Source organism: Vibrio sp. R15-SG3-ISO1A (assembly GCF_059833955.1).
In genome coordinates this window covers 1-5810 of the sequence record NZ_JCBDGH010000060.1, presented here as the reverse complement: position 1 = coordinate 5810, position 5810 = coordinate 1, and the positions used below count along the sequence as shown (strand labels likewise).

At 50.0% G+C, this 5810-nt stretch carries 3 tRNA genes and 3 rRNA genes; all 6 read left to right on the top strand.

The features are described 5' to 3' along the window. Positions 1-228: 228 nt before the first annotated feature. Positions 229-1780 (top strand): 16S ribosomal RNA (locus tag AC6R0L_RS09240). 88 nt (positions 1781-1868) lie between these two features. Beyond that, positions 1869-1944 (top strand) — tRNA-Glu (locus AC6R0L_RS09235). 328 nt (positions 1945-2272) lie between these two features. Next, positions 2273-5163: ribosomal RNA gene (locus tag AC6R0L_RS09230) — 23S ribosomal RNA — on the top strand. Positions 5164-5327: 164 nt separating this feature from the next. Further along, positions 5328-5443: ribosomal RNA gene (gene rrf / locus AC6R0L_RS09225) — 5S ribosomal RNA — on the top strand. The 16S, 23S and 5S rRNA genes sit together here with 3 tRNA genes alongside, the layout of an rRNA operon. 57 nt (positions 5444-5500) lie before the next feature. Then, a tRNA-Asp gene (locus tag AC6R0L_RS09220) sits at positions 5501-5577 on the top strand. 139 nt (positions 5578-5716) lie between these two features. After that, positions 5717-5793 (top strand) — tRNA-Trp (locus tag AC6R0L_RS09215). The last annotated feature ends 17 nt before the right edge of the window (positions 5794-5810 follow it).

Below are 5810 nucleotides of genomic sequence, written 5' to 3'. Positions count from 1 at the left end.
AACAATATAAACCTATCAATCTGTGTGGGCACTCGTTGATGATAATCCAATTAGAAATTTCTCTTAATAAAGAGCGGTTTCAAATTAGGTTTCAATGAACTGAGTGACCATTTGAATGACTTTCTTTGTTAAAGGATGGGCATTCGAGCACAGTCAATTCAAGTTTTCTAGGAACTAGCTTCTAGTCACTAGGAACTTATCAGTATTCATTGAGCCGAACAAAACTTTAAATTGAAGAGTTTGATCATGGCTCAGATTGAACGCTGGCGGCAGGCCTAACACATGCAAGTCGAGCGGAAACGAATTAACTGAACCTTCGGGGAACGTTAAGGGCGTCGAGCGGCGGACGGGTGAGTAATGCCTGGGAAATTGCCCTGATGTGGGGGATAACCATTGGAAACGATGGCTAATACCGCATAATAGCTTCGGCTCAAAGAGGGGGACCTTCGGGCCTCTCGCGTCAGGATATGCCCAGGTGGGATTAGCTAGTTGGTGAGGTAAGGGCTCACCAAGGCGACGATCCCTAGCTGGTCTGAGAGGATGATCAGCCACACTGGAACTGAGACACGGTCCAGACTCCTACGGGAGGCAGCAGTGGGGAATATTGCACAATGGGCGCAAGCCTGATGCAGCCATGCCGCGTGTATGAAGAAGGCCTTCGGGTTGTAAAGTACTTTCAGCAGTGAGGAAGGCAGGTACGTTAATAGCGTGCTTGTTTGACGTTAGCTGCAGAAGAAGCACCGGCTAACTCCGTGCCAGCAGCCGCGGTAATACGGAGGGTGCGAGCGTTAATCGGAATTACTGGGCGTAAAGCGCATGCAGGTGGTTTGTTAAGTCAGATGTGAAAGCCCGGGGCTCAACCTCGGAATTGCATTTGAAACTGGCAGACTAGAGTACTGTAGAGGGGGGTAGAATTTCAGGTGTAGCGGTGAAATGCGTAGAGATCTGAAGGAATACCAGTGGCGAAGGCGGCCCCCTGGACAGATACTGACACTCAGATGCGAAAGCGTGGGGAGCAAACAGGATTAGATACCCTGGTAGTCCACGCCGTAAACGATGTCTACTTGGAGGTTGTGGCCTTGAGCCGTGGCTTTCGGAGCTAACGCGTTAAGTAGACCGCCTGGGGAGTACGGTCGCAAGATTAAAACTCAAATGAATTGACGGGGGCCCGCACAAGCGGTGGAGCATGTGGTTTAATTCGATGCAACGCGAAGAACCTTACCTACTCTTGACATCTACAGAACTTAGCAGAGATGCTTTGGTGCCTTCGGGAACTGTAAGACAGGTGCTGCATGGCTGTCGTCAGCTCGTGTTGTGAAATGTTGGGTTAAGTCCCGCAACGAGCGCAACCCTTATCCTTGTTTGCCAGCACTTCGGGTGGGAACTCCAGGGAGACTGCCGGTGATAAACCGGAGGAAGGTGGGGACGACGTCAAGTCATCATGGCCCTTACGAGTAGGGCTACACACGTGCTACAATGGCGCATACAGAGGGCGGCGAACTTGCGAGAGTAAGCGAATCCCAAAAAGTGCGTCGTAGTCCGGATTGGAGTCTGCAACTCGACTCCATGAAGTCGGAATCGCTAGTAATCGTGGATCAGAATGCCACGGTGAATACGTTCCCGGGCCTTGTACACACCGCCCGTCACACCATGGGAGTGGGCTGCAAAAGAAGTGGGTAGTTTAACCTTCGGGAGGACGCTCACCACTTTGTGGTTCATGACTGGGGTGAAGTCGTAACAAGGTAGCGCTAGGGGAACCTGGCGCTGGATCACCTCCTTATACGATGATTATCGTTATGAGTGTCCACACAGATTGATGGTTTATACAGTTTAAGAGATAGAAGATATCCCAATATCTTCAACTTAGTGTCCCGTTCGTCTAGAGGCCTAGGACACCGCCCTTTCACGGCGGTAACAGGGGTTCGACTCCCCTACGGGATACCATCTTTAAGCGCACTTCTTTTAATAAGAAAGACGATAGTGCTTTTAAACATGGTTACTTCTTTGAAGTGATTTGCTCTTTAACAATTTGGAAAGCTGACAAAACAACAATTTATTGTTGTTTGTAAAGTTCTCAAAGTATTCATGTCTATGAATACACAAAAACACATTCAAGTGTTCTTGGGAATAAGTTATCTAGGAACTAGACACTAGTCTCTAGGCACTTATTCATATTTGAGTCCGGCAAAATCGAAAGCTATCTCGCATCATTGCAAATAATTGGCAGATAGCAACTTTGGTTGTTTGACCGTAAGACCCTTTGGGGTTGTATGGTTAAGTGACTAAGCGTACACGGTGGATGCCTTGGCAGTCAGAGGCGATGAAGGACGTATTAACTTGCGATAAGCCCAGATTAGGTAGTAAAAACCACTTGAGTCTGGGATTTCCGAATGGGGAAACCCACCTGCATAAGCAGGTATCGTTATGTGAATACATAGCATAACGAGGCGAACCGGGGGAACTGAAACATCTAAGTACCCCGAGGAAAAGAAATCAACCGAGATTCCGAAAGTAGCGGCGAGCGAAATTGGACTAGCCCTTAAGCTTTATATGCGTTAGACGAACGGTCTGGAAAGTCCGGCAATAAAGGGTGATAGCCCCGTAGTTGACAACGCACATTCAGTGAAATCGAGTAGGGCGGGACACGTGATATCCTGTCTGAATATGGGGGGACCATCCTCCAAGGCTAAATACTACTGACTGACCGATAGTGAACCAGTACCGTGAGGGAAAGGCGAAAAGAACCCCTGTGAGGGGAGTGAAATAGAACCTGAAACCGTGTACGTACAAGCAGTAGGAGCGGACTTTGTTCCGTGACTGCGTACCTTTTGTATAATGGGTCAGCGACTTATATTCAGTGGCAAGGTTAACCATCTAGGGGAGCCGTAGGGAAACCGAGTCTTAACTGGGCGCTCAGTCTCTGGATATAGACCCGAAACCAGGTGATCTAGCCATGGGCAGGTTGAAGGTTGAGTAACATCAACTGGAGGACCGAACCGACTAATGTTGAAAAATTAGCGGATGACTTGTGGCTAGGGGTGAAAGGCCAATCAAACCTGGAGATAGCTGGTTCTCCCCGAAAGCTATTTAGGTAGCGCCTCGGACGAATACTACTGGGGGTAGAGCACTGTTAAGGCTAGGGGGTCATCCCGACTTACCAACCCTTTGCAAACTCCGAATACCAGTAAGTACTATCCGGGAGACACACGGCGGGTGCTAACGTCCGTCGTGGAGAGGGAAACAACCCAGACCGCCAGCTAAGGTCCCAAATTATAGCTAAGTGGGAAACGATGTGGGAAGGCTTAGACAGCTAGGATGTTGGCTTAGAAGCAGCCATCATTTAAAGAAAGCGTAATAGCTCACTAGTCGAGTCGGCCTGCGCGGAAGATGTAACGGGGCTAAGCTATAAACCGAAGCTGCGGCAATACAGTTTACTGTATTGGGTAGGGGAGCGTTCTGTAAGCCGTTGAAGGTGTGTTGTAAAGCATGCTGGAGGTATCAGAAGTGCGAATGCTGACATGAGTAACGATAAAGGGGGTGAAAAACCTCCTCGCCGGAAGACCAAGGGTTCCTGTCCAACGTTAATCGGGGCAGGGTAAGTCGACCCCTAAGGCGAGGCCGAAAGGCGTAGTCGATGGGAAACGGGTTAATATTCCCGTACTTCAACTTATTGCGATGGGGGGACGGAGAAGGCTAGGTGGGCCTGGCGACGGTTGTCCAGGTTCAAGTGCGTAGGCTTGAGAGTTAGGTAAATCCGGCTCTCTTTAAGGCTGAGACACGACGTCGAGCGCCCAAGGGCGTGAAGTCATTGATGCCATGCTTCCAGGAAAAGCCTCTAAGCTTCAGATAAGTTGGAATCGTACCCCAAACCGACACAGGTGGTCGGGTAGAGAATACCAAGGCGCTTGAGAGAACTCGGGTGAAGGAACTAGGCAAAATGGTACCGTAACTTCGGGAGAAGGTACGCTCTTGACGGTGAAGTCCCTTGCGGATGGAGCTATTGAGAGTCGCAGATACCAGGTGGCTGCAACTGTTTATTAAAAACACAGCACTGTGCAAAATCGTAAGATGACGTATACGGTGTGACGCCTGCCCGGTGCCGGAAGGTTAATTGATGGGGTTAGACTTCGGTCGAAGCTCTTGATCGAAGCCCCGGTAAACGGCGGCCGTAACTATAACGGTCCTAAGGTAGCGAAATTCCTTGTCGGGTAAGTTCCGACCTGCACGAATGGCGTAATGATGGCCACGCTGTCTCCACCCGAGACTCAGTGAAATTGAAATCGCTGTGAAGATGCAGTGTACCCGCGGCTAGACGGAAAGACCCCGTGAACCTTTACTACAGCTTGGCACTGAACATTGAGCCTACATGTGTAGGATAGGTGGGAGGCTTTGAAGCAGGTACGCCAGTATCTGTGGAGCCGACCTTGAAATACCACCCTTGTATGTTTGATGTTCTAACTTAGCCCCGTTATCCGGGGTGAGGACAGTGCCTGGTGGGTAGTTTGACTGGGGCGGTCTCCTCCCAAAGAGTAACGGAGGAGCACGAAGGTGGGCTAATCACGGTTGGACATCGTGAGGTTAGTGCAATGGCATAAGCCCGCTTGACTGCGAGAATGACAATTCGAGCAGGTGCGAAAGCAGGTCATAGTGATCCGGTGGTTCTGAATGGAAGGGCCATCGCTCAACGGATAAAAGGTACTCCGGGGATAACAGGCTGATACCGCCCAAGAGTTCATATCGACGGCGGTGTTTGGCACCTCGATGTCGGCTCATCACATCCTGGGGCTGAAGTCGGTCCCAAGGGTATGGCTGTTCGCCATTTAAAGTGGTACGCGAGCTGGGTTTAGAACGTCGTGAGACAGTTCGGTCCCTATCTGCCGTGGGCGTTGGAAGATTGAAGGGGGCTGCTCCTAGTACGAGAGGACCGGAGTGGACGAACCTCTGGTGTTCGGGTTGTGATGCCAATCGCATTGCCCGGTAGCTAAGTTCGGAATCGATAACCGCTGAAAGCATCTAAGCGGGAAGCGAGCCCTGAGATGAGTCTTCCCTGATACTTTAAGTATCCTTAAGGGTTGTTCGAGACTAGAACGTTGATAGGCAGGGTGTGTAAGCGCTGTGAGGCGTTGAGCTAACCTGTACTAATTGCCCGTGAGGCTTAACCATACAACACCCAAAGGGTTTTGATGGACTCAATGAAAGAACATTGAATGTGTATAAAAAGAGACGAGTTTCTAGTTCCTAGTAGCTAGAAACGATAAACGACAGCTTTCCGAATTATTAAGTTCTAGGAACTAGGCACTAGCTTCTAGGAACTTAAACAGAATTTGCTTGGCGACCATAGCGATTTGGACCCACCTGATTCCATGCCGAACTCAGAAGTGAAACGAATTAGCGCCGATGGTAGTGTGGGGCTTCCCCATGTGAGAGTAGGACATCGCCAGGCTTCGAACATTATCTGTTTGAAGCACGATTGCGATAGGACTTTGAGTGAGACCACTGCGGAGTGGTAGTTCAGTTGGTTAGAATACCGGCCTGTCACGCCGGGGGTCGCGGGTTCGAGTCCCGTCCACTCCGCCACTTATATGAGAGTCGTCTCGATAAACACGAAGATAGGGGTACAGCTCCAATTGGCAGAGCAGCGGATTCCCCAAAGTCCTCGAGAAGGCGCGTGTTGGGAGTTCGAATCTCTCTTCCACGAACAATTTGAACCTATTTTAGGGGTGTAGCTCCAATTGGCAGAGCAGCGGATTCCAAATCCGCGTGTTGGGAGTTCGAATCTCTCCACCCCTGCCATATCTAAGGCTCTAGTC